General features: G+C 46.4%; 16 protein-coding genes. 10 read left to right on the forward strand and 6 right to left on the reverse strand.

The window, feature by feature from the left end; genetic code table 11:
* Positions 1-153: 153 nt before the first annotated feature.
* Positions 154-1218 carry a glycoside hydrolase family 3 protein gene (locus UWK_RS17140; RefSeq protein ID WP_052327029.1) on the forward strand — a complete coding sequence of 355 codons (1065 nt, stop codon included), beginning with the start codon at positions 154-156 and terminating at the stop codon, positions 1216-1218.
* Positions 1219-1228: 10 nt separating this feature from the next.
* Complete coding sequence (locus UWK_RS17145) at positions 1229-1642, forward strand: NINE protein (protein WP_015405655.1); 414 nt, start codon at positions 1229-1231, stop codon at positions 1640-1642.
* 15 nt (positions 1643-1657) lie between these two features.
* Here UWK_RS17145 and UWK_RS17150 read toward each other — a convergent pair whose 3' ends face one another.
* The 5 genes from UWK_RS17150 to UWK_RS17170 form a co-directional block, all read right to left on the reverse strand.
* Positions 1658-3187 (reverse strand): hybrid sensor histidine kinase/response regulator, encoded by a 1530-nt coding sequence (locus tag UWK_RS17150; RefSeq protein WP_015405656.1) that lies wholly within the window; start codon positions 3185-3187, stop codon positions 1658-1660.
* Positions 3188-3191: 4 nt separating this feature from the next.
* Positions 3192-4229, reverse strand: a complete 1038-nt coding sequence (locus UWK_RS17155; RefSeq protein WP_015405657.1) for a response regulator — start codon at positions 4227-4229, stop codon at positions 3192-3194.
* A 1-nt stretch (position 4230) separates the two neighbouring features.
* Positions 4231-7356: a response regulator gene (locus UWK_RS18815; protein WP_015405658.1), complete on the reverse strand. Its 3126-nt coding sequence runs from the start codon at positions 7354-7356 to the stop codon at positions 4231-4233.
* A 3-nt stretch (positions 7357-7359) separates the two neighbouring features.
* Positions 7360-8343, reverse strand: coding sequence for an ABC transporter substrate-binding protein (locus tag UWK_RS17165; protein ID WP_153304927.1), 984 nt, complete (start codon positions 8341-8343; stop codon positions 7360-7362).
* An 86-nt stretch (positions 8344-8429) separates the two neighbouring features.
* Positions 8430-10445 carry a TonB-dependent receptor plug domain-containing protein gene (locus UWK_RS17170; RefSeq protein WP_041916470.1) on the reverse strand — a complete coding sequence of 672 codons (2016 nt, stop codon included), beginning with the start codon at positions 10443-10445 and terminating at the stop codon, positions 8430-8432.
* 385 nt (positions 10446-10830) lie between these two features.
* Here UWK_RS17170 and UWK_RS17175 point away from each other — a divergent pair, with 385 nt between their 5' ends.
* The 6 genes from UWK_RS17175 to UWK_RS17200 all read left to right on the forward strand — a co-directional run bounded on the left by UWK_RS17175 (position 10831) and on the right by UWK_RS17200 (position 16470).
* The gene (locus UWK_RS17175) at positions 10831-11115 is read left to right on the forward strand and encodes an HP0495 family protein (RefSeq protein WP_015405661.1); all 285 of its coding nucleotides are present in this window, start codon (positions 10831-10833) and stop codon (positions 11113-11115) included.
* 8 nt (positions 11116-11123) lie between these two features.
* Positions 11124-11636 carry a hypothetical protein gene (locus tag UWK_RS17180; RefSeq protein WP_015405662.1) on the forward strand — a complete coding sequence of 171 codons (513 nt, stop codon included), beginning with the start codon at positions 11124-11126 and terminating at the stop codon, positions 11634-11636.
* Positions 11637-11667: 31 nt separating this feature from the next.
* Complete coding sequence (locus UWK_RS17185; protein WP_015405663.1) at positions 11668-12849, forward strand: BMP family lipoprotein; 1182 nt, start codon at positions 11668-11670, stop codon at positions 12847-12849.
* A 134-nt stretch (positions 12850-12983) separates the two neighbouring features.
* A complete protein-coding gene (locus tag UWK_RS17190; protein WP_015405664.1) occupies positions 12984-14450 on the forward strand; it encodes an ABC transporter ATP-binding protein in 1467 nt (488 codons plus the stop codon).
* Positions 14447-15490, forward strand: a complete 1044-nt coding sequence (locus UWK_RS17195; RefSeq protein ID WP_015405665.1) for an ABC transporter permease — start codon at positions 14447-14449, stop codon at positions 15488-15490. The genes UWK_RS17190 and UWK_RS17195 overlap by 4 nt, the downstream gene beginning before the upstream one ends.
* Positions 15487-16470 carry an ABC transporter permease gene (locus tag UWK_RS17200; protein WP_015405666.1) on the forward strand — a complete coding sequence of 328 codons (984 nt, stop codon included), beginning with the start codon at positions 15487-15489 and terminating at the stop codon, positions 16468-16470. The genes UWK_RS17195 and UWK_RS17200 overlap by 4 nt, the downstream gene beginning before the upstream one ends.
* An 8-nt stretch (positions 16471-16478) precedes the next feature.
* Here UWK_RS17200 and pabB read toward each other — a convergent pair whose 3' ends face one another.
* Positions 16479-18401 (reverse strand): aminodeoxychorismate synthase component I, encoded by a 1923-nt coding sequence (gene pabB / locus UWK_RS17205; RefSeq protein WP_015405667.1) that lies wholly within the window; start codon positions 18399-18401, stop codon positions 16479-16481.
* Positions 18402-18641: 240 nt separating this feature from the next.
* Between pabB and UWK_RS17210 the strand changes: the two genes are divergently transcribed.
* Positions 18642-19325, forward strand: coding sequence for a CBS and ACT domain-containing protein (locus tag UWK_RS17210; protein WP_015405668.1), 684 nt, complete (start codon positions 18642-18644; stop codon positions 19323-19325).
* Positions 19326-19375: 50 nt separating this feature from the next.
* Positions 19376-22918: a pyruvate:ferredoxin (flavodoxin) oxidoreductase gene (gene nifJ, locus UWK_RS17215; RefSeq protein WP_015405669.1), complete on the forward strand. Its 3543-nt coding sequence runs from the start codon at positions 19376-19378 to the stop codon at positions 22916-22918.
* The last annotated feature ends 5 nt before the right edge of the window (positions 22919-22923 follow it).

A 22923-nucleotide genomic window follows, 5' to 3' on the forward strand; every position in this document is an offset into this window, starting at 1 on the left:
GCCTCAACACCCTCTCAAATTTCGTCATATTTTTGACTATCCATGGTGAGTTGCTGATCCTTGCTGTAATCGATTTATTTTAACTGTTTTTTTTTCACCCCGATGCTAGACTTGCAGGCAACTATTCATGTCCAAATCAACCCACATCCCACCATGAAATTAGAATCAATTATTGGTCAGCTTTTCATTCTTGGGTTCAATGGACCATCCATTGATCCAACCCATCGCATAGTTGCTGACATCCGAGACAGAAATCTCGGGGGAGTAATTCTCTTCGATAAACTCCTTGCAAAAAATGAGGCCAGAAACAATATCACAGGCCCTGCTCAGGTAAAAAAATTAACCATTTCTCTGCAAGGCCATGCCACCACCCCTCTTCTTGTGGCCATCGATCAGGAAGGCGGGATGGTCAAAAGATTGAAAGCCGAAACGGGATTCCCTGAGACTGCCAGCGCCAGTGATTTAGGAGATCATGATGACCCCACACTCACAGCTATTCACGCCGGATGCACAGCTCAAACCCTTAATCACCTTGGAATAAACTTCAACCTTGCCCCCGTTGTTGATCTCAATATATTCCCTGGCAATCCCGTAATCGGGAAAATTAAACGCAGTTTTTCCGATGATCCGGAAACGGTTATTCGTCATGCGACGATCTGGATTCAGGAACATAAGAAACTGAATATCCTCTCCTGTCTTAAGCACTTTCCCGGCCATGGAAGCTCTCGAACTGATTCACATCTGGGATTTACCGACATCAGTACTAGCTGGCAGGAAAAGGAACTCACTCCCTTTAAAAGACTCATAGCCCCTGCCAGTCAAACGAGAGTGGAAAGTCTGATGCTCGGCCATCTGTTCAACAGGAACCTTGATCCTCAATATCCTGCCACTCTCTCCCGTATTGTTATTCAGGATCTACTCCGCACTCAAATTGGCTTTAATGGCGTGGTTATAACCGATGATCTTCAGATGAAAGCCATTACTGACAAATATGGCCTTGAAGAATCTGTCTGCCTTGCCCTTGCCGCCGGGGCCGATATGGTTATCGTAGGAAACAACCTGGAGTATGACCCAGATTTTCTTAAGAAAATTATTCCTGCTATTATAAGTGCCGTTAAAGAAAAAAGAATCCCTGAGAGGAGAATTTGTGAAGCCTGGCAGCGTGTCAAAAATATGAAAAAGTACCTTTCCGGATCAAACAGAAAAAGATCAGACTAGAGGAGATACTATGGAAGTACAGGGACAATACACTGAAGAATCTCATACCCCGGTAATAGGATACATCCTGTGGATTTTTGGGTTTCTTGGTGCCCATCGTTTTTACTATGGCCGACCAGTTTCAGGAACGCTCTATTTTTTCACCTTCGGTCTCCTGTTTGTCGGATGGATTATAGACCTCTTCCTTATCCCCGGGATGAACAGAGAAGCATCCTTCAGATTCCGTCAGGGGCAAATAGACTACAATATCGCCTGGATTCTTCTTACTTTTCTTGGCGTCTTCGGAATACACCGATTTTATCAGGGGAAGTGGATATCAGGAATCCTTTATCTTCTAACGGGTGGCTTTTTTCTGATCGGAATTATTTATGACTTCTGGACACTGAATGAGCAGATCAGCCTGATCAACTACGAAACGACATAGTCCTGCCGGCACAAATTACACAGTATCCAGTGTTGAGCGTACCATGGATGCCAGTTTCTGGAGTGTTACCGGTTTAGTAAACCAGGCTGAAAGCCCTGCAGCTTCCAGTTCTTCTTCCGAGAATTTTGCCTCGTATCCGGAACAGAGAATAACGGGAATGGTTGCTCTCAACTTTTTCAGTTCAATACACAGCTCGACACCAGTCATATCAGGCATGGTTAAATCGGTGAGAACTAAATCAAAGGAATAGGGGTTACTGGCGAACAGAGTTAATGCTTTCCGTGGGGAGAGGCAGGTCATTACCTCATACCCCAAAGTTTCCAGTATTTTTTTTGTTACCTCCAGCACAGCTGCCTGATCATCAACCACCAGAACACGCTCGGTACCACCTAAACTGGTCACAGGCCCATCTTCTAGAATCATCCCATCACCCACAGGGACAACACAGGGGAAATACAGATGAAAGACTGTCCCATTCCCTCTCTCACTTTCCAGCTCAATTCGACCTCCGCATTGAGTAACAATCCCATGAACCATAGCAAGACCAAGCCCTGTTCCCTGGCCCTTTTCCTTAGTAGTGAAGTAGGGTTCAAATACTCTTTCCTGAAGATCCAGGGAAATGCCGGGGCCACTATCGGCTACGGACAATTCTACCCAGTCACTTCCGTGAATATCAGGGCTGCTCATAGCGAGCCTCACAGTGATCTTCCCCTGTTCATCACCAATTGCCTGGGCACTGTTTGTGCATAGATTGAGAAGCACCTGGTGCAGTTGAACCGGATCAATGGAAACCATTCCACACTCGGGATCCACATCCTCACGCACCTCTATCGTGGCTGGTAATGTAGCACGGAGGAGTTTTATAACCTCCTTCACTATGGGGTGCAGATATTGAGGGGTTTCTTTTTGTTCCCGGCTTCTTGAAAAAGTCAATATCTGCTCAACCAGACTTTTTGCTCTTTTGGCTGCAGCAAGAATCTCTCCAATAAATTGACCAGAGCTTGAATCAAGATGCTCTTCCCGTTGGGCCATAAGCCGCATGATTTCCGAATAACCGATGATTGGTGTCAGCACATTGTTAAAATCATGGGCTATACCGCCGGCCAGAGTTCCAATGGCTTCCATCTTCTGGGCATGACGGAGTTGCTGCTCCGTCTTTCTCTGTTCGGTGCGATCAAGCAATGTGGTGACAAGACCAACGATTTTGTTATCATCATCTGTTATCGCCGCCTTATTAAAAATGACAAACCGTTCACTTTCTCCCGAACGCTGTACTGTTGCTTCAAATGTTTCCCTTCCACCGGCATGCAGTATAACACTATCCACTTCCCGGTTTTTCTGTCCAGCCCCTCCTCCCAGTAAGGCGTACAGGTCTGTAATTTCTCTGGAGTCGAGATGACGAAACCCAAAAAAGGTTCTGAAGGCACGGTTAGCTCCGAGAAAGTCACCATTGGCGTCCTGTATACAGACAGGTGCAGAAATAGCATCGACCATTTTTTGATCAAAACAAAAAGTATCTTTACTGGAGGATTTTGATTTGCTCATGGTTCTATTTCACTTTGTTATACACTTCCTCTACCTTCTCATAATTATCCAGAAACAATTCTACAACATAGGGATCAAAATGAACTCCTTTTTGTTCAATAATCACCTTTTTTGCTTCGCTCAATGGCCACGCATCCTTATATGGGCGTTTCGATGAAAGAGCATCGAAAACATCACACAGAGCGGCAATGCGTCCCGGAAAAGGGATTTCCTCTTTCTGAAGCCCCAGTGGGAAGCCTGTTCCGTCCCATTTTTCATGGTGAGTCAGGGCGATAAGGTGGGCCATATTCATAAGCTCATTGTCAGAGCCAAAAAGAAGATCGGCACCAATAAGTGTATGCCGTTTCATTTCATCAAATTCATCGGGAGTAAGTGTCCCTTTCTTATGCAATATGGCATCGCTTATACCCAACTTTCCTATATCATGCATGGCGCTTGCATGGAAGAGAAGAGTCAGTTCATGTTCCGGCATACCATGAGCACGTCCGAGAATCACACAGTAATGCGCCATCCTGGTAATATGACGACTTGTTTGATGGTCATGATATTCCGCTGCCTGTACAAGTCTGTTGGTAATCTCAATCTGAGTCTCCCGAAGTTCACGTGTTCGTTCAAGAATAATCTCTTCGAGCTCATCACGATGGCGCTGTAATTCACGTTGAGTCATGCGGAGTGCAATGTGGGTCTGTACTCTTGCCTTGACGATTACCGGGTTTACAGGCTTTACGATATAATCAACAGCTCCAAGAAGAAAACCTCGAGTTTCATCCCTCTCCTCGTTCATTGCAGTGACAAAAATAATGGGAATATCTGCAGTTTCACGTTTTGATTTCAGTCGCTTACACACCTCGTAGCCATCCATTCCAGGCATCATCACATCGAGCAATATAAGATCTGGTTTTTTCTCAATTGCTGCCGCAATCGCATCAAACCCACTGGTTGCAACAACAAGACGATAATTATCCCGAAGTGCACCGACAAGAATTTTAATATTAGCTGGAATATCATCGACCAAAAGGATAGTACTTTTCTGCCTGTTCACCCTATTCCCCCTGTGACCGAAGACGTTTTTCAATCCGGACTATAAAATCAGCAGCACGCTCAAAATTATAATTACGAAGATGGTTTTCCATTCGTGTCATCTCCTCATCAATCCCCTGTCCCTGAAAATCTTCTTTCTTTTCCAACCATAACTCCTCTGACATGGGATCACATTCATCTATCATATCCTTTAGCCGCCCAAGGGTTCGCAAAAGATCCTCAAGATCAACTGGAATCAGATTTTCCCTTAATTTTTTTTCATTGGCCTTACCTTTGCCACAGAGTGATTCAAGCTCTGAAACTACAGATTCAAGTGAAAAAAGACTCTTTCTTGTCTCCTCAAGATACTCTTCAAATTGAATGACCGCAGCTGTTGGGTCAGAAGCCTCCCGATGCTTTTGACTGGCATGAATTTCCTTGAGGAATAATTCAAGCTTCAGACTCACGCCCTGAAGATGGTGCGCTGAAAGATTGGCGGCGGTTCCTTTAAGGGTATGGATCTCCTTGACGGCATCAAGAATATCTTTTTCAAATATTCCTGGCAATCTCTCAATGACATCATTGCCAAATTCCAGCAAATCACTCAGCATCCGGATATAAGCCCTAACATTTCCTGCCATTCTGATAACACCAGATTCTATATGCACTCCGGGGAAAGACTCAGGTAACTCAGGCATTCCGCCTGCCAGTTGAAAGGCGAACTCTTTTTTATGATATACCGTCTCCATCTGTTCCGGCCTGGTCCACCGGGTCAGTACGGAAAAAAGCAGTTCTGGAGTAATCGGCTTGGCAACGTAGTCATTCATACCTATTGCCATGCATTTTTCCCGATCTCCCTGCATCGCATGAGCAGTAACGGCAATCACCGGTATTTCAGTCAGTGCAGGGTTTTCTCTGATTGCTTCAGTGGCCTGAAATCCATCCATCACCGGCATCTGGACGTCCATCAGAACTGCATCAAACTCGTCTCCACGATCTTGTAATATATGAACAGCCTCCTGCCCGTTGGTGGCAATTTCAACTATAACTCCAACACTTTCAAGAAGCTCTCTAGCAACATTTTGATTGATCCGGTTATCCTCGGCAAGCAGAATACGTACCCCAACGAGGTGTTCCGAACTGACTACTCCCTGCCTCGTCTCACGATCGTCAAGGCTTGAATGCATAGCCTCCGGATAATCAAAGATGTCCATGATTGTATCAAAGAGCAGGGACTGCTTGACAGGTTTTGTAAGGAAATAATTTGCCCCAGCCTCCCTGGCAAGCATCACCTCTCTCTCACCGCCAAAAGCTGTCATCATAATTATTGGAACACTATCACCACCTTCCATTGCACGAATTTTTTTCACACACTCGACGCCATCAACCTCTGGCATACGCCAATCCATCAAAATCAAGTTATACTTTTCAATTTTTCCGCCTATTCGCGTTTGAGCTACAGCACAGGAAGAGACCACATCGACATCAAAGTGAAATGATTCCAATATATTTGAGGTTATGCAGCTGGCAATTTCATTATCTTCAACAATCAGCACCCGGAGTCCCCTGATAGTGGCAGGCACCACATACTGTATTTCCCGTTCAACTGGTTGCCTGGTGAATTCGGCAGTAAAAAAAACTGTAGTTCCCTCGCCAGCCTTACTCTTTACCCATATATCGCCACCATGAAGACCAACAAGACGGCGACAAATGGAAAGGCCCAGTCCGGTTCCGCCATACTCACGGGTCATGGATCCATCAGCCTGAGTAAAAGGTTCAAAAAGAGATTCGTACTGTTCCTCACTTATCCCCATGCCGGTATCACTGACCGAAAATAGAATTTTCACCATATTATCGGTCTCGGAGTCCACGGTGGCATGAACGAAAACAACACCTTTTTCCGTAAATTTTATAGCATTGCCAAGCAGGTTAATAAAAACCTGTTCCATGCGTAACGGATCCCCCCGCAATGCAACCGGGACACCTGCTTCTACACCAATGACAAGTTCTATATTTCTCGCGGCTGCCTGGTCACTGAAAAGATCTGCCAGCTTATCAAAAAGCTGATGCAACTGAAAATCGATGCGCTCAAGAGTAATTTTCCCGGCCTCAATTTTTGAAAAATCCAGAATGTCATTAATTATTGCCAGGAGTGATTCTGCCGAAGATCGTACCGTAAGAAGATATTCACGAAGTTTGGGACTTAATTTTTTATTGAGTGAAAGACCGACCATGCCAATAATCGCATTCATCGGGGTCCTGATTTCATGGCTCATATTAGCTAGAAAACTGGATTTAGCTTCATTGGCAGTCTGGGCCTCCACCATGGCACGTTCAAGTTTATCAGTCCGCTCCCGAACCAGATCATGGAGAGAGTCGTTCAAATCCCTCAATTCCGTGTCGCGCTGCTGTACTGCCTCACGCATAGCCTCAAAAGCTGAAGCCAGTTTTCCGATCTCATCCGTTACCCCGATGGAAATTCGATGCGTAAAATCACCACTTTTCATGGCATCGGTTGCATCCACCAATCCATCAAGACGTCTCGTCCAATTCCCAATCCCTTTGAAAATGATAAAAATACCGATGGCTGCGGCCAGGTGTGCCGCAATCAGTGAGACAAAAGCCTGATGCAACTGCGCCTTACGAACAGCAACGAGAGACAGGGCCACAAGCACTTTTCCAACTTCTTTTGCCTCAAAGGATGTGTCTGAATTACCGGCTGACAATGACCAGCCGGTAAAATTTTTATCCGTCTGAAAAACAATGGGATGAGAAACAATCAGTGATCCGCTGTTACTACCACTTTCAATAAAGGAATCATAGGCAACGGTATCAAGGTTTCGCTTCGCAACAATTTCATTGTCCTTGTTATAGATAATGAGAAACTGTACCTGATCATTCCAGAGAAAACCGTCAATAAGCCGGTCGAGTTCCAGCTTGTCCTGGACAATCATTGGCAGCTCTGCGGCCTGAGCAAGCCCCTGCACAATCGCCTCCCCAGATCTTTCCTGTTCTTTTTCTATGAGACGGTTCGTCTGATAAATATTGATTGCGGTGGCAAGGGATAAACTCACTGCAACAACAGCCACTACAATAAATGTCGCCTTTGCGCGAAGAGTAAAGTTTTTGTTAGAGAAAAAGCGTTTCACCGGTTAGTGAGCCCCTACATTGCAGGCCTTGTCAACAACAACGGAAGGCAATGAGATTCCGAGCCTCTCTGCAACAACCACATTCACAGCAATGGTCACTCCGGAGCAGATGGGTTTTTCGGTCAATAATTTTTTTTCGAGCCCCTCAACCACAAGAGCTGCAGCATATTCTCCCTGTAAAACAGGGTTGGCATCCAGACCGAGAAGAGCCCCGGCCTTAACAAAAGAGCCTGAAAAACCAAAGACAGGGACCTGCTGACGCAAAGAAGAAAGCAGCAGACTATTAACCGTTGCCCGATTATAAATTGCAGAATCTGCCATGGTCCAGATCATACCGGCATCACGGCTATACAACTCGGCAATAGCATCTGCCATAGAGTCATATCTGTCCACATCCACAGCCTCAAGTGTCCAATTGGCTGGAAGATTAGTCTTCACCTCAACCAGAGTTGTCATACTTTTTATTGATGATGAACGATACAGCATGGCGATTGCCCCTAAATCAGGCATTGCTTTCTGAATAATGGCAAACTGCTCTTTCACGGGTTTTGTAACTGAAACACCCGTTATATTTTTCCGACCATTTTCAAGACCAATATTTTCAGGATCGGCGACCATGCAGTATACAAGAAGTGCCGATTTAGGGAGGACATGAGAAAGATAGGCCGCTGCCCGACTACCTACGGCCACCCACATTTTGGTTTTATGGGTGGTGGACACAAATTCTGGTGTCTGCCCGGAAAGAGTATCCGATAGAAACTCCCGGGTAGAGATATCTTTTTTTGCAAGAGAAGCTGTCAAAGCATCTGCTGCCTGTCGATATGGCTCCGCCTCGGAACTCAACACAACAAACACGGTATGGGAAGCCAGGGCATTACCTGCAGAAAACAGAAAAAAGAGACCGAGCAGAACAACTATCTTGCCCGCTCTGAGAATCCATTTTCCTTTTATGCTCCGTATGCCCATTTTCATCGCAATTGATTGCACAATATCTTTTTTCTGTCCTGTCCAGGAACCGGTAAACACTTTATCTGTTGTATGGTGTCTCTCTATGAAAAACAAGAGCTTTTAGCTCAAAAAACAAACTGCAGACGACAGAAAAACATTCTGCCGGGAATGGGATGGCTGCTGGTTTGATCCAAACCGACAACTGGATCATATTCTTTTTTCAAAAGATCCATCACACCAAACATCAGTTCCCCTTTTTTTTCCATAAATCCTCTGGAAATTGTCAGGTCGAGATGATTCGAGGATTCAATTGAATAATCTGAAACATCCTCATCCACAGGATCAGAATAGGCGTATTGCCCATTAAAGGTCCAATTTGAATCTATTTTCCAGCGCAGATTGATTCCAACTTTGTTTCTGGCGGGTAAAAACGAGCGAATGGATTGATGCCAAAATTCCGTCTCAAATTCATTGAAGGCGTACCAGATACTCCACTGCAGTGGCCCAGATTCATAGTCAAGCTCGATTTCCACGCCGTAACCTTCCGCATCCCCTGTATTATCTACATACAGGTGATATGTTGGTAATCCTTGGGTATTCACACCATATTCGGCTCGACCACCAATAAGGTCTTTATACCACATATAGTACAGATCTGTTTTAAATTTAATAGTATCTTTAATATTCCAATGGTATCCGCCTTCAAGCGACCAGGCCTGCTCGGATTGCATGTCAGGATCTACCGAGAACTGAAAATCATAGTCCTCTTTTCGGGGATCATTATAAAAAATTGCATTGCGGATAAATCCCACCGGCTGCCTGTAAGATTTTGCGGCACTGATTCGTACAACATGATCCATTAATGAATCGATACCATATATGGAAGAAAGCCTCCCTGACCAGTCTGTCTCGCCTTCGGAGAAATAATCGCCACGTAACTGGGCTTCAAAAAAGAGCTGTTTTGAATATTGGTATCTGTCAGAGGCAAAAAGGCCAAACCAGCGCTCAGATACGTCCTCTTCAGCCAGGGTGAACACATTTGGCACCAGAGGGAGGGTTGAAATGTCGGTGTTTCTGAAATTTCCGCCAAAGGCGATAGAATGAGACGCCAGGCCTGTCATGTTTATCTGAGCTTCAAAATCATTTTCAAGCACCTGATATTCCGCCGCCCCGTAAGAAGGACGATCCATATCCTGATAACGCCCAGCCCAGCGAAAATATCCTTCCATGGTGGAGCTAAACACTTTTTCCGCCTTAAGATATCCGTTTGCAGTAATCAGCTCATTGGCGCCTGCATCCGATATACCAGCTGTCTCAAATGCTCCCTGATCAGTACCGGTCATACCTGCACCAAAGGTGATTTCCAGTTCCGATTCTGTTGTATAAATCAACTCACCCCTTGCAAGTGTACGGCGCTTAAAATCATCACCACCTTCATTCACACTCAAATCAAGCACATCTGAAGAAGAGTTCAAATCTTCATAGCCGGCAGATAACAGCCATTGCCATTTTCCTGAAACATCGGCATAACGTACCTGGGACGAACCGTCACCAAACTGACTCACAGTTGATGAAAGAAAGAGTCCGGGTACCGTCTCCGGATCTTTAGTGATAATATTAATAACACCGGACAATGCATTCGCACCCCAGGCAGCACCACCTGAACCACGAACAATCTCTATCCTCTCAATATCTTCTACCATTATCGGAAGAGAACTGAATTCGGGGCCGCCAAATGCAGGGCTGTCAGCCGGCATGCCGTCAACAAGGGTCATCGTTCTGTCGGAAAACATTCCCTCTAATCCGTGAATACCGATTCCATAACGGTTTCTATCCATCCTGACAACATCAACCCCGGGAGCATATCGAAGTGTTTCCTCGATGGAGCTCTGACCGCCATAATGCAAATCATCAGCTGTAACCACACTTACTGGGACAGAAAGTAGATTCTCGGGTTGTTTTTGTCTGGAAGCAGAGACGACCAAAGTCATGTCCTGAAACAGCAGTAGTTCATCGGCCTCACCAAAATCCTCAGAAATCCGGGCAAAGGATGGAGTAGCTGACAAAAGAAGATACAACGAGAAGACAGCAGCTGTACTTTTTCTTCGTTCTAAAGAAGAAACCGCCTTAAACATAACCATAAAACCTCCACTCACAAACAGATAGCCCCTTTTTCATTAAAGGCTTGTCTTTAATTTTCTCAAATGAACATACTCCCATATTTTTTTTTTTGAAAGTGGAATTTTAGCCTTTATGACGTAATCCTGATAACATAAGATACATTCTCATTGAGAAACGACTCTTAACACGACTATTCTTTTTGTTCATCAATACCGCCAACAGACTGAAACTGCCTGACCAACGAAAGCCCCTGCCCACAACACAAAAAGACGCCACCATGATCGTTTCAATTCCTCGGTCAATTATCCCTTTATCTTGACTCTTAACGTTTGCCTCGTTAAAGTTCCTCAGATAAATTCAGATAGCCTCAAGGAGCCGTTCATAAAAAAAAACCAAAACAATTCAATGAATATCGATCCATTCCCCAAGCCATTCTCCTGTAAAGAAAAACCAAGTATTCAATACCCCTGTTCCTGGACGTACAAGGTAATCGGCCTCAATGAGAATGCACTTAGACAGGCAATTAAAACCGTAACAGGAGACAGGAATCTGTTAATCACCCGCTCCCATACAAGTTCGGGAGGAAAATATTGCAGCCTCAATGTTGAACTGGTGGTTGAGGATGACGAAACCCGACTCAAATTTTATCAACACCTGAAAAACCATGCAGCTGTTAAAGTTGTTATGTAAGAGATCTCATGGACAAAGATACCAGCAGTAAAAACTCCCGCCTTATTCCTATCCTCCGCGAAGGAGTTGCAGTGATTCAGATGATTTTTTTCAAGGAAATAAAGTCTGTTGTCTTACGAAAGCACCCTGATCTGGACAGTTCAGCACAAAACATGTTCGCCGGTGCCATTACCAATGAAATATTCGGAACGCACAACACCGAGGAGAAATTCCAGCTGTTCCGGAACAGCCATCAAGGGCTCATTGAGCAGGAACTGATGAGCCTGAACAGCGAACTGCCACATATGACGGCCCCACTCTCCGACGCTTTGCGTATTCAAACGCTTTGCGACAATCAGGAAGGAATTGACTCGGCCCATGTTCTGCAACAGGCAAACAGCATTGGAATGTTAGTGGCAGATCGTGAGATTCCTTTACCATCTTCATTTATGGAGACAGTACGAACACTTGGCGCAACGCACAACCTTATTATTCCTCCCGTTGAAATTGACACGACGGAGGAACACAATTTACTGCAATAATTTTTTCATCCAGCATCCCAAGGAGAGTACAATGAGAAAAACAGTAACCAGCATGGCCTTGGCCCTTATCATGTCCCTGCTATTTCTGTTCAGCCCGCAGCAGGGTACTGCATCCGATGAATTTATTTTTGGCCTGCTCATGGTTGGACCTTCTAATGACCACGGCTGGAGCCAGGCCCATTTTGAAGCTGGAAAAGAAATTGAAAAACACATTCCCGGAAGCAGAATGATTTATATCGACAAAGTAAATCCCGCTGACCGTCCAGGTGTCACGGTACCATTTCTGGTTGATGATCTTGTTTCCAAGGGAGCGCGACTGATTATTGGAAACTCCGACGACATGACCGATGGTATTCGTGAAGCGGCCATGCTCCACCCCGATGTCAAATTTATTCATATTTCAGGTGATGATGCCCTCAACCCCAAATCTCCCGAAAATCTTTCCAACCTTATGGGGAAAATGGAATATGGACAGATGATTGCAGGATTTGCCGCAGCAATGACTACCACAACAGGAAAGATCGGTTACCTCGGGCCTCTGATCAACGATGAAACCAAACGCCTCGCCGCTGCCTGTTTTCTCGGTGCACGGTATGCCTGGACCAGTGTTCTGAAAAAAGATCCCGCTGACCTGAGTTTTAAAGTCTCCTGGATAGGTTTCTGGTTTAACATTCCAGGAGTTACCTCCGACCCAACCCAGGTTGCGAAAAACTTTTTTGACTCCGGAGCCGATGTTGTCATTTCCGGAATTGACACAACAGAAGCACTGATTGTGGCCGACCAGAAGAAAAAGGAAGGCGCGGCGGTAGCTGCTATTCCCTACGACTTTCAGGGGAGCTGTAACGCCGCGCCCAATGCCTGTCTCGGTGTCCCTTATTTTAACTGGGTTCCCGGCTATACTCACTTTATCAGCAAAGCAATCGCTGATAGCTGGAAAAAAGAGTGGCTCTGGCTTGGCCCTGAATGGACGGACATGAACAACAGCATGACCTCTTCCATCGGTTTTCAAATAGGCAAAGCCCTTTCAGGTGAAATACAGGCACAACTTGCCACCTTTGTAAAAGGACTTGGAGATGGATCCATATCTCTTTTTAGCGGCCCCCTTAATTTTCAGGACAAATCTGTCTTCTTGAAAAAAGGTGAAATCGCAACTGACATGCAAATCTGGAACCTCCCTCAACTCCTTGAAGGGATGGAAGGCGCGTCTCAATAACCCCAAAACCAACCAGAAAATATCACACAGGGAATCTTGAACCGCTGAAGCCATGACACTTCACAATTCAACATTCCCTGTCGTGTGCTTCCCCCACAAATATCCCCTGTGCTCCTATACAGCTATCCCCTCCCATGGATGTAGAATTCCAACATATCTCCAAGCATTTTGGATCAGTCAGTGCCTTAACAGACGTAAGCCTTACTGCGCATTCCGGAACCATCCATGGAATAATTGGTGAGAACGGTGCCGGTAAATCGACACTGATGAAAATCCTCACCGGCTACCAGTCAAAATCGAGCGGGACAATTCTTATTGGCGGCCAGGATGTAAAGCTTGACAATCCGAGGCAAGCAGCACGATTAGGTATTGGTATGCTCTATCAGGAACCGATGGATTTCCCACCTCTCAGCGTCCTTGAAAATTTCAGTCTTGGCACTCCAGAAAGAAAAGATCAGAAATTGCGTTTAGCCCTGCTAAGCCTTGCCACTCGTTTCGGCTTCCACCTTGACCCTGACCGCTGTGTCGGACGTTTAACCGTGGGAGAAAGACAACAGATTGAGTTGCTGCGCCTTATCCACTGTAAAACACGTATCTTGATTCTTGATGAACCAACCACAGGCATTTCGCCTGCCCAGAAAGAGGTTCTCTTTCCCGCCCTCAAGCGACTAGCTGCAGACGGCATGACTATCCTGCTCGTTTCTCACAAACTTGAAGAAGTGGCAAGCCTCTGCGATGAGTTGACAGTGCTTCGTCATGGACGAACAACTCATCACAGTGCTGCGCCCTTTTACCTCCCGGAACTTCTCACCGCCATGTTCGGAGCTATCCCTGAACAGACAGACAAGATACCCAAAAGAAGTACAGGAGAACCGATACTGGTCCTGGAAGATGTGGAAGCAGCTGGAGAACGCCTGGGACTGCAGCAGTGTAACACCATCGTAACAGAGGGTGAAGTTATTGGCCTTGCAGGACTTGACGGTGCGGGTCAATCCACATTTTTGCGTCTCGCTGCGGGGCTGACGACACCCATTGAGGGAACAGTAAAACTCTTTGGAGAAAACCTCCCCCGCACTATTAATGCCAGCCTGCAGGCCCAAAGACTGAAGACCTCTTTCATTCCTGCCGATCGTCTTGAAGAAGCACTCTTTGCAGAAATATCCATAAGTGATCATTTCAGTCTGCGAAGAAGTGGCAATACATTCTGGCACTCCACAAAAACCAGCAGAAGACTGACCCAGGAGGCCATCGCCCAATTTTCCATAAAGGGACAGGCAGAGGATGCAGCAGGAGACCTTTCCGGAGGTAACCAGCAACGTCTCCTCCTGGCCCTGCTCGACCCACAGTCACGCCTGTTACTTCTGGAAAACCCGACCAGAGGGCTCGACATCCGTTCGGGACAATGGGTATGGAACTATCTGCGCAGTGAACTGAGCCCTGAAACAACTATCATTTTTTCATCTCCTGAGCTGGACGAAATTCTCTATTACAGTGATCGTATTCTTGTTTTTCATGATGGTGATATTGTGCTGGACAGCGCTATCCTTAACACCAGTCACGATGTTATTGCTGCAGCTATGATGGGAATGCAGGAACAATGAAAAACTTAAGTGGGGCAAAGCTCACAGAACGTGCCGCTTTCGATATACTCCTTGGGAGCATCCTCGTCTTAGGGTTCACGGCACTCATACTCTTCATCACTGGAGCTCCCGTCCTTGCGGCCTTTCAAAATATCTGGCTGGGTGCCTTTGCCTCCACCACCAAAATGAGTCAGGTGCTCTCTGTCTGGATCCCTCTGATTCTTTGTGCATGCGGACTCCTCTACACCTTTAAAGTCAATCTCTGGAACATCGGTATTGAGGGGCAGATCATAATGGGTGCAATATTCGCCATGGCTGCTCTGCGGGTTCCTGGCATCGAAAGCCCGCTCCTTCGTCTCTTTCTGGCATTCCTCACATCTTTGCTTGGTGGTGGAATATGGGGGCTTCTGGCAGGACTGCTAAAAACCCGGGGTGGGGTTCATGAGATATTTGGCGGCCTTGGACTCAACTTTGTCGCCCAGGGATTTGTTCTCTGGCTTATTTTTGGTCCCTGGAAACGACCAGGGATAGCTTCGATGAGCGGCACAGAGCTTCTTGGCCGGGAACTCTGGCTCTCGACGCCTCCCGGCTGGCGGATGGCTACTGCTGGTTTGATCATTGCCATTTCAGTCATCATTATCACCTGGCTACTCCTTGAAAAAAGTCACCTTGGCCTGAATCTCAGGGCAGTCGGACAAAACCCAAGAGCAGCCCTCCTTTACAGGATTTCACCCGAAAACTACTACCTCCAGTCAATCAGTATCGCAGGAGCCTGTGCCGGACTTGCCGGATTTCTTCAGGTGACCGCTGTTTATCATCGTCTTATTCCCTCAATTTCAAGTGGGTATGGCTATCTTGCCCTTTTAGTCGTACTGCTTGCTGGATACAGAATCATGCTCCTTCCGTTTCTTGCTCTCTTTTTTGCAAGCCTCAATGTCGGAGCGGTTCAGCTGCCCATTGTCCTCCAACTTGACTCCTCCCTGTCCGGAGTGATTCAAGGCTGCTGCGTACTCTGCGCCCTGTTCATTCTAGGTATCAGACAGAGAAGGAGGCAGTCATGATTGGTGATCTTTCCATCCCCGTGCTTATTGCATCGGTACTGACGGCCAGTGCCCCTCTTATCATAATTGCACTGGGAGAAACGCTCACCGAAAAAAGCGGTGTTATCAATCTGTCCCTTGATGGCGTGGTACTGTTTTCTGCAATGGCCGCCTTTGTGATCGCCCGGCAAACAGACTCGCTGCTTCTTGGTTTTCTGGCAGGTGGTTGTGCGGGTATGTTCACCGGATTAATTGTTGGCTACTTCAGCATCTATCTCCATCTTACACAGGTGGCAGTGGGCTTTGCCCTGTCACTGCTCTGTCGGGATCTTGCATACTTCCTCGGCAATCCGTACAGCAGAGTTCAGGGACCGACACTCCTTGCGACAAAACTCCCGTTCTACGATTCGCTCCCCAACTCCCTGCAAGTCGTCCTGACCCAGCCGCCGACGGTCTGGATTGCCCTGCTGCTTATTTTTCTATTCTATTGTTTCTTCAGCTTCAGCAAAGCCGGACTCTCCTTACGCTCTGTTGGAGAAAATCCGGCAGCATCTTTTGCCCGCGGACTCAACCCTGGAAGGATTCAGATGACAGCGGTTCTGGCGGGAGCTTTTCTCGTGGGTTTAGGCGGAGCTGCCTATTCACTTTCATTAAAACCTGGATGGGGACGCCCCCAAGGAGCTGAAGGAATTGGATGGATTGCCCTTGCGCTGGTTATTTTCGGTGGCTGGCATCCAATACGCGTGGCTCTTGGTGCCATGCTGTTTGCCTTTCTTCAGGTAAGTGGTATTGGCCTCCAGAATCTTTTCCCCGGGGTTCCAGCACAGGTTTTTCAAACCGCGCCATTTCCACTCATGATTTTCACCCTCGTCCTTATGCATTTTTCAACCGGAAACACGCGAAAACAGGATTATTCTGAAAACAAAACCCAGGGATTTGCAGGTAAACTCTTTCTGTCTCGTGCCCCAAAGGCCTTGGGAAAAAATTACAAACAGGAATAAATATTCTATCAACTCAAATCCGTCAGACGAACCTGAACAACTCCACGAACGGAGTTACAGCAGAACAAAGCTGTTGCCCGCTGAAGATCCTCAAAAGTGAGTATTTTCTCCTGAAGCGCAGTAGAGTTTTCCGCCAGAAGTTTACGACGCATGGTACCTTCAAGCAGACCGGAAGAAACCGGTGGGGTATAATACTTCCCGTCAAGCCAGACAATACAATTCGAAATGCATCCCTCGGTAAGTTCACCGCGATCATTCAAAAATACAACATCAAAAAACGATTCTTTCTGTGCCCTGGCAAATTCTTCCTGAAACAAACGCCTCTCACTGGTTTTATGGAAAAACCAGGGAGAGGAAGAATCCACTATTTTTCCTGAAAGATCGATGCAGGGTAGAGCACTATGGGTCGCCTGTGGATTTTCCGGCAAACAACGCAACAGAGGCATATCGCAAGGATGAACAGTTGTTGATACAGTACCATCTTTTGCCAGAGTAAGGCGCGTCCTGAAGCAACTTTTCTGAAATTCTTTTGTGTTTTTAAATGATTGAAGAGACTCAAGGATATCTTTGCTCGAAAAAACAAAACTAAAATAAACTGCCGTTTTTTCCAACCTGTCAAGGTGATAATCAAGTAGCCAATACCCTTTTCCAGGCTCCCATAGAAGCGTTTCAATAAGAACAAACTCAGCAACCGGTTTTGTCAGAAAATGGCCCTTCAAGAGGCATTCCTCCCATTCCTGTTCCGGATTCGAATCATGTACAATTCCGGAACCAATTCCCATTTCCCCCTTTCCACCTACGATCCGGATAGTACGGATGGGAACATTAAATGCGGCACGACCATCCGGTGCAAAATACCCTATGGCTCCGGTATACACTCCCCGGGGAGATTCTTCCAGTTCCCGAATGATCTCCATGGTTCGTATTTTTGGTGCACCGGTAACAGAACCACATGGAAACAGTGCCTTTAACACATTGCGGATTCCAGCAGTTTGAATAACATTTCGGGCAGTTGTCGCATGAATACTGGAGGTCATCTGCAGCACACTCTCATAACGTTCCACATCAAAGAGCGACGTGGTATGCACCCATCCATCACCTGCAAGGTGGCCGAGACGGGCAAGGTCATTGCGCAGCAGATCTACAATCATTACATTCTCACTGCGATTCTTAGGATCTTTGCTGAGTAGTTCACAAAACTCCTGATCCTCCTGCAAGTAACGACCACGTCTCATGGTTCCCTTCATGGGGCATACAGAAATAACCTTCCTGTTCACCCGAAAAAAAAGCTCTGGAGAGAGAGAAAGGATGTATTCCCCACCAAGACGGAGCACAGCACCATAGGCAACGGATTGATTGCGGCGAAGACTGCCGTAAAAAGCCTCGGGGGAACCATGAAAATCAAACAGAAGCTTTAGTGTATAATTGACCTGGTAGGTATCACCTGCTGCGATGTATTCTTTAATCCGGCGAACCGCTTCAAGATAACTTTCTTTTTCCTGACTGAGCGTCAGATTATCCACGCCGAAGCCTGAAGCGATAGGCGCTGTCTTAAGGCCTGGAAAGCTTGATTCTCCACTTTCATGATTGTACTGGAGCGGTTTCTCAAACACTCCAAAAGATGCCAACAGGACACCCTGCTGACCTTGTGAAGGGATGACTCCTGCGATTCGTGGTTCCAGCAGATAGCCAAATTCGTACGCTAACCAGCCTGCAAGGTACTTTCCTTCAGCCAATTTATCTTCCAGTAACGCAACAAAGGCCAGGGGATCATCTCCTGAAAAAAACTCCAGACGGGACTGTGGCCGCAGAAAGAGAAAAGAAGAGCTGTTTTCAGCGTCACAGCGAGCTGTGTCAAGAAAGACATATTCCTCTTCATTCTGAACAGTTGCAAGTAAATCATCCAATTGTGTCTGTTTCAATGGCCTCATCCACCCTCTTCTATCAATTCAAGGTGGAATTACCAAGTAAAAAAACCACCTTCGGTTCAAGAATCCTGCTCTTCAACGAAGATTCAATCTCTTCTTGCGTCACAATAAAAAATATTCTATATTAAGAAATTCTGCTTTGCTTTATATAATCCAATACACGTTATTAATCAGCCACGAGAGGCTTTCAGCCTTTAACGCTGCCATTACATCTTTTTCACCTGCATTTAACAGGGAGGCCCTATGCTAATTAAGGACTGGATGGCTACCACTATACTTACAGTGGATGCCAACACATCGGTTATGCGAGCCGGACGAACAATGAAAGACAATAACATCAGGCGATTACCCGTTGTCTCTCAAGGAAAGCTAGCGGGTATCATTACCGATCGTGACCTGAAAGAGGCATCACCATCATCAAAAACAGACATGGATATGCATGAAATGTATTATCTTCTTTCTGAAATGAAGGTTAAAGATGTCATGACTGCTGCTCCCATTCGTTTAAGCATGGATGATACGCTTGAAAAAGCAGCTCTCGTCATGTTGAATGAAAAAATTTCCGGTCTGGTCATTGTTGATGATGAAGAAAATCTTGTAGGACTTCTCTCCGAGTCCGATGTCCTTCGCGGCTTTATTCATGCCACAGGTATTCAGGACGGAGCCTTTCAGATTGTCATGGATATGTCCGACGTTGGAGGGTCAGTCTCCCAGCTTATCGATGTCCTCCGTCAGAATCGCGCCAGAGTTCTTTCCATCCTCACTTCATTTGATGACGCCCCTGCCGGATCAAAACGTGTATCTGTTCGCATCATGCCCTACAACGGGGAAGTTGATGATCTTGTGAAAGAACTTGAGGCAATGGAAGGCTACAGCATCGTCAGCCAGGGAATTGATGATCTGAAAAATTTACCCCGAAAACAATAATCACACACAAAACATAAACAGTAACAATAAACAACAAAGGAGATTTACCTATGTCGAGAAAAATGGTCACAATTGATGGCAATCAGGCCTGTACCCATGTAGCCTACGCCACAAGTGAAGTTATCACAATCTACCCCATCACGCCTTCTTCACCCATGGCCGCCGAGGCAGATACAAAAGCTACAGGAAAACAGGAAAACATCTGGGGTTCCATTCCCGTTGTAACCCAGATGCAGTCTGAGGGTGGAGTTGCAGGCTCTCTGCATGGCTCTCTTGCCACGGGCGTATTGTGTACCACCTTTACCGCCTCTCAGGGTCTCCTCCTGATGATCCCTAATATGTACAAGATTGCCGGTGAGCTTACCCCCACCGTCTTCCATGTAACAGCTCGTTCCATCGCAGCTCAGGGACTCTCCATTTTCGGTGATCATGCTGATATTTATGCGGCTCGTCAGACCGGTTGGGGCATGCTCTGTTCCCAGAACGTTCAGGAATGTATGGATATGGCCCTGATATCCACCCAGGTATCACTTGCTTCCCGTATCCCCTTTGTTCACTTTTTTGATGGTTTCCGTACCTCCCACGAGATCCAGAAGATTGAAGAACTCACCTATGACGACATGACTGCAATGATAGATGAAGACAATATCATTGCCCATCGTAAGCGTGCTCTCTCTCCTGACCATCCGACAATACGTGGTACTGCACAAAATCCAGATGTTTATTTCACTGGCCGTGAGACCGTTAATCCATTCTACGCAGCCACTCCAAAAATTGTCCAGGATACCATGGACAAATTTGCCGGCCTCACCGGACGTCAGTATCATCTCTTTGATTACTACGGATCCCCCGATGCAACAGATGTTATTGTCATGATGGCCTCTGGTTGTGAGACCGTGTCTGCCACCATCGACCATCTTGTCAGCGAAGGAAAAAATGTTGGTCTGGTAATTGTTCGTCTCTTCAGACCTTTCGACTGCAAGGCAATGGTAAATGCTCTGCCTTCATCCGTTGAGCGCATCACCGTAATGGACAGAACAAAAGAGCCAGGATCTGCAGGCGAGCCTCTTTATCTTGACGTTCGTGCAGCAGTTGGTGAGGCCACCGAATCAAACAGTGCAGCCTACCAGCCACTGATTCTTTCAGGTCGTTATGGACTTGGCTCTGCCGAGTTCACCCCCGCCATGGTCAAAGCAATCTATGACAACATGGCAGCAATGGCCCCTAAAAACCACTTCTGTGTTGGTCCAAATGATGATGTCGCCGGAACCAGTCTTAATTATGACGTCAACTACTCAATAGAAGGTGACGATGTCTATCGTGCCATGTTCTATGGTTTAGGATCCGATGGTACCGTTGGAGCAAACAAAAATACTATTAAAATTATCGGCACCGAGACCGATAACTCTGCTCAGGGATATTTTGTTTATGACTCAAAAAAATCCGGCTCCATCACTACATCTCACCTGAGATTTGGTAAAAACCGGGTTGTTGCTCCCTACCTTATCAACAAGGCCAACTTTATCGCCTGTCATAACTTCACCTTCCTTGACCAGTATGACATGCTTCGCAATCTTGACCAGGGTGGTACATTTCTCCTTACCACCACATTCGATGCCAAACAGATCTGGAAAGAGTTACCAGGGAAAGTCCAGAAAGATCTGATCGACAAAAAAGCACAGTTCTATATCATAGATGCTCTTTCTCTTGGTATAGCCCTCGGTCTTGGCGCCCGCATCAATATGATCATGCAGACCGCTTTCTTCCTGATCTCTGGAATTATTACTGAGAAAGAGGCAATCGCTGCGATCAAAACGGCCATCAAGAAAACCTATGGCAAAAAAGGCGACAAGATAGTCAATATGAACTACGACGCCGTTGATGCTGCTGTGAAAAACATTGTTAAAGTAAAACTGTTAAAATCCACCAGCGGTCACGAGATGCCTCCAACCGTTCCTGCTACTGCGCCTGACTTCGTCAAGAATGTTACCGCCAAGATGATCGAAGGAAAAGGTGATCAGGTTAAAGTTTCCGAAATGCCAAATGATGGTACCTGGCCAACAGGCACCACCCAGTACGAGAAGCGCAACATTGGTGTTAACGTACCGGAATGGCTTGAGGAAAACTGCATTCAATGTGGCCAGTGTTCTCTTGTATGCCCCCATGCAGCCATTCGTATGAAAATTGGCAAAATGGTTAAGGCTCCCAAGGGTTTCAAAACAATTCCTGCTGTTGGTAAGGCCTTCAAAGGGTCCAAGTTTGCCATTCAGGTATTTACTCAGGATTGCTGTTCCTGTACCCAATGTATGGATGTCTGCCCTGGAACAAAAGGCGTTAAAGCACTGCAGATGGTTCCAAACTCTGACAAGATCCGCGCAGCCCAGGCCAAGAACGTAGAGTATTTTCTTGCTCAACCCGAGGTTTCTCCAGCTGATGTTAACCCTGCAACAATCAAGGGAAGCCAGCTTCTTCGCCCACTGTTCGAGTTCTCCGGTGCCTGTGCCGGCTGTGGTGAGACCCCATACATCAAACTTGTTACTCAGATGTTTGGTGACAGAATGCTGATTGCCAATGCAACCGGTTGTTCTTCAATCTATGGTGGCAACCTGCCAACAACTCCTTACTGCAAACGTGAAGACGGACGGGGACCCGCCTGGGCCAACTCTCTTTTCGAGGATAATGCGGAATTTGGTCTTGGCATGCGTGCTTCAGTAAACAAACTTGGTTCCCAAGCTGTGGAACTGATGGATAAAGCAGTTGCTGAAAAACTGATCACCAAAAAAGTGGCGACAGATATCATCAGTGCTCCTCAAAAAAGCCAGACCGAAATAGAGGCACAACGCGACCGTGTCGGTAAACTGAAAGCCACACTTGCTGCTGCAGGCGATAACGTTATCGCCAAACGTCTACTGGGCTGCGCCGATTACCTGGTGAAGAAATCAGTATGGATCTTCGGTGGTGACGGTTGGGCATATGACATCGGATACGGCGGACTGGATCACGTACTTGCCTCGGGCGAGAATGTAAACGTTATGATTCTTGACACCGAGGTGTATTCCAACACCGGTGGCCAGATGTCTAAATCCACTCCTCGTGCCGCCACTGCCCAGTTTGCAGCAGGTGGTAAGAAGATGCCCAAGAAAGATATCGGGATGATTTTCTCTACATACGGCAACGTATATGTGGCAAAAATCTCCATGGGTGCCAATCCCACTCAGGTTGCCAAGGCAATTGCAGAGGCTGAAGCATATGATGGACCATCTTTGATTATTGCCTACTCACACTGCATCAATCATGGCATCAACATGACTCAGGGCCTGCATCAGCAGAAGAAGGCAGTTGCATGTGGTCACTGGCCACTTTACCGCTTCAATCCTGAGCTGGAAGAAGCTGGTAAAAATCCTCTCTCCATTGACTCCAAAGAGCCTACAATGACTTTTGAAGAGTATGCAATGGGCGAGAATCGCTACCGTATGCTGAAGATGATGAACCCCGAGCACGCTGATGAACTCATGGCTCAGTCTCAGAAAGATGTTACTAAGAGCTGGAAGTTTCTTCAGGCCAGAGCAGCATCCCTGGATCCTGAGAAGTAACAGTT

It is taken from the genome of Desulfocapsa sulfexigens DSM 10523, from assembly GCF_000341395.1.
Lineage (GTDB): Bacteria > Desulfobacterota > Desulfobulbia > Desulfobulbales > Desulfocapsaceae > Desulfocapsa > Desulfocapsa sulfexigens.

Excerpts from the sequence above, each read along its gene's own strand:
- UWK_RS17195 (WP_015405665.1), top strand. The coding sequence starts at position 14,447 with ATGAAAAACTTAAGTGGGGCAAAGCTCACAGAACGTGCCGCTTTCGAT.
- UWK_RS17145 (WP_015405655.1), top strand. The coding sequence starts at position 1,229 with ATGGAAGTACAGGGACAATACACTGAAGAATCTCATACCCCGGTAATA.
- UWK_RS17185 (WP_015405663.1), top strand. The coding sequence starts at position 11,668 with ATGAGAAAAACAGTAACCAGCATGGCCTTGGCCCTTATCATGTCCCTG.
- UWK_RS17175 (WP_015405661.1), top strand. The coding sequence starts at position 10,831 with ATGAATATCGATCCATTCCCCAAGCCATTCTCCTGTAAAGAAAAACCA.
- pabB (WP_015405667.1), bottom strand. The coding sequence starts at position 18,401 with ATGAGGCCATTGAAACAGACACAATTGGATGATTTACTTGCAACTGTT.
- UWK_RS17170 (WP_041916470.1), bottom strand. The coding sequence starts at position 10,445 with ATGGTTATGTTTAAGGCGGTTTCTTCTTTAGAACGAAGAAAAAGTACA.
- UWK_RS17150 (WP_015405656.1), bottom strand. The coding sequence starts at position 3,187 with ATGAGCAAATCAAAATCCTCCAGTAAAGATACTTTTTGTTTTGATCAA.
- UWK_RS17200 (WP_015405666.1), top strand. The coding sequence starts at position 15,487 with ATGATTGGTGATCTTTCCATCCCCGTGCTTATTGCATCGGTACTGACG.
- UWK_RS17210 (WP_015405668.1), top strand. The coding sequence starts at position 18,642 with ATGCTAATTAAGGACTGGATGGCTACCACTATACTTACAGTGGATGCC.
- UWK_RS17140 (WP_052327029.1), top strand. The coding sequence starts at position 154 with ATGAAATTAGAATCAATTATTGGTCAGCTTTTCATTCTTGGGTTCAAT.
- UWK_RS17180 (WP_015405662.1), top strand. The coding sequence starts at position 11,124 with ATGGACAAAGATACCAGCAGTAAAAACTCCCGCCTTATTCCTATCCTC.
- UWK_RS17190 (WP_015405664.1), top strand. The coding sequence starts at position 12,984 with ATGGATGTAGAATTCCAACATATCTCCAAGCATTTTGGATCAGTCAGT.
- nifJ (WP_015405669.1), top strand. The coding sequence starts at position 19,376 with ATGTCGAGAAAAATGGTCACAATTGATGGCAATCAGGCCTGTACCCAT.